Annotated in this window: 3 protein-coding genes and 1 pseudogene; 1 reads left to right on the top strand and 3 read right to left on the bottom strand. The window is 68.3% G+C overall.

Features of this window, described 5'->3' with window-relative positions:
- Positions 1–363: 363 nt before the first annotated feature.
- Positions 364–495: a hypothetical protein gene (locus IE153_RS42530; RefSeq protein WP_268251982.1), complete on the top strand. Its 132-nt coding sequence runs from the start codon at positions 364–366 to the stop codon at positions 493–495.
- On the opposite strand, the gene IE153_RS41170 is transcribed toward IE153_RS42530, so the two are convergent.
- The 3 genes and pseudogenes from IE153_RS41170 to IE153_RS41180 form a co-directional block, all read right to left on the bottom strand.
- Positions 492–818, bottom strand: coding sequence for a hypothetical protein (locus IE153_RS41170; RefSeq protein ID WP_189594794.1), 327 nt, complete (start codon positions 816–818; stop codon positions 492–494). The two genes, IE153_RS42530 and IE153_RS41170, sit on opposite strands and share 4 nt — an antisense overlap.
- Before the next feature lie 9 nt (positions 819–827).
- The gene (locus tag IE153_RS41175; protein WP_189594795.1) at positions 828–995 is read right to left on the bottom strand and encodes a hypothetical protein; all 168 of its coding nucleotides are present in this window, start codon (positions 993–995) and stop codon (positions 828–830) included.
- 36 nt (positions 996–1031) lie between these two features.
- A pseudogene (locus tag IE153_RS41180) lies at positions 1032–1754 on the bottom strand (hypothetical protein); the annotation flags it as partial.

A 1754-nucleotide genomic window follows, 5' to 3' on the forward strand; every position in this document is an offset into this window, starting at 1 on the left:
TCTAGCTGCTGCCGTGAGCGTGGCCAATGGTCCGCCTCTGTGGCTGGTGCACGTCGACATCGCGCACACACTGGCTGGGCGTCCAGTACGCCACGCCTGAAGCGGTCCTCGTGCCGTGCCGTGTAGCCCCTCTGCCGTGGACCACCTCGTGCCCTTGTGTCCCGTCCATGTATCGGGCAGGGCTTGGTCTGGTCACATCCTGGCCGTGAGCAGGGAGGCTTGAGCCGTGATGGCATCCAGGGCCTCCTGTGGTGCGCTAGCGTGCCCCCTCCAGGAACCAGGGGGTTCCAGGAAGAGGGGGGTGTTCTGGTGGCCAGTGGGTGCCGTGATTGTCAGACGTGCACGATGTCGTGGATCGCTCGGATGGGGCGTCACACGCTGTACTTCATCTGCCTGGCCTGGCTGGTGAAGCCCGTGTTCCTGAAGTGCTGTCCTCAGTGCAAGCACATGATGGGCCGCCATCAGCGCCGTAGGGACGGCTCGTTCCAGGACTAGACCCTCAGCGCCTGGACGGTGAGCTCGGCGTTGTCGACGTTGTAGGCGAGGGTCGTGCCGTAGTCGTTGGGCGGGAACGGCCCGAACACCTGCGTCTCGCCCGCGGGCACGCTCTCGCTACGCACGGGCGCGGTGAGCCCGTCAACGGACACGGTGGTCGGGAAGGTAATGGTCCGCGACGACGCTCCGGTGTTCTTGACGATGAGCACGACGCGGCCGTCGTTGGCGGTGCTGTTGCCGTTGGTCACGTCGCCCGCGGTGGCGGCCGGCAGGACGGTCCCCGAGCGGGAGGCCTGCGTCGCGGCGATGTTGGTGCGGGGCATGGCGGTCTCCTACGTGGGGACGATGGTGATCTGCGGCTGGGTGACGACGAGCTTGCGCCCGTACTTGGCGAGGACCTGCTCGATCTCGGCGCGGCAGGCTTCGTCCTGCTGCCGCTCGTGCTCCTCGATCTCACGACGGGCCTCGGCGAGGCGGTCGTTCCTCGGTTCGTCGGCCATGGGCGCGGGCCTTTCGGGATGCGGGTTGAGTGCCGGTCAGGGTCCGATGGCGGCCCAGGGCCCGGCGAAGCCGGCTGCCGTGTTGGAGCCGGGTGTGATGGACGCTGGCAGCGTGGTCTGGGCGGTGCCGTTGGTGGCGAACCGGTAGGTGCCAGCGGTGAGGCCCGCGTTGACTGCGGTGGCGAGGCCGCCGTTGCCGGTAGCGCGGGCCATGGTGGGGGCGGTGCCCGCGTTGAACACCATCGCCACCCAGACATAGGACCCTGCGGTGACGTTGACGCTGCTGATGGTGGTGGTCTTCAGCCCGGTGCTGGTGATCGACGCGTCGACGCCGGTAGTGGCGAGGCGAGTTCCTGCGGCGCTGTAGAGGCCAACCCAGTTCTGCCCAGCGGTGGCGGTGGCGCCCGCCGTGGTCACCCACCAGTACACCTTGGTGATGGCCACATCATCGGGGATGTGAATCTTGCTGAGGTAGACGGTGCCGTTCGTCAGCAGCGAGCCCGTCGTCGCGATGACCGGGTCGTAGGTCCAGCCGGTCATCCCATGGTTGACGGGCAGCTGCTCGCCGAAAGCGCCGGTCGCCGTGTAGATGCTGCCAGCCGCAGGGACGGTGACGAGGTTGGCGCCGCCGTTGCGAAGCGTCAGCAGCCGGCCGGTGGTGCCGCCGTCGGTCGACGTGACGAAGATGCCCTGCGCGGCCGTGCCGGCGGCGGTGCCGCGCTTCAGGTCGATCGACAGGGCAGACGCACTCGTGTCGTC

This window comes from Streptomyces massasporeus (genome assembly GCF_014648995.1).
Lineage (GTDB): Bacteria > Actinomycetota > Actinomycetes > Streptomycetales > Streptomycetaceae > Streptomyces > Streptomyces massasporeus.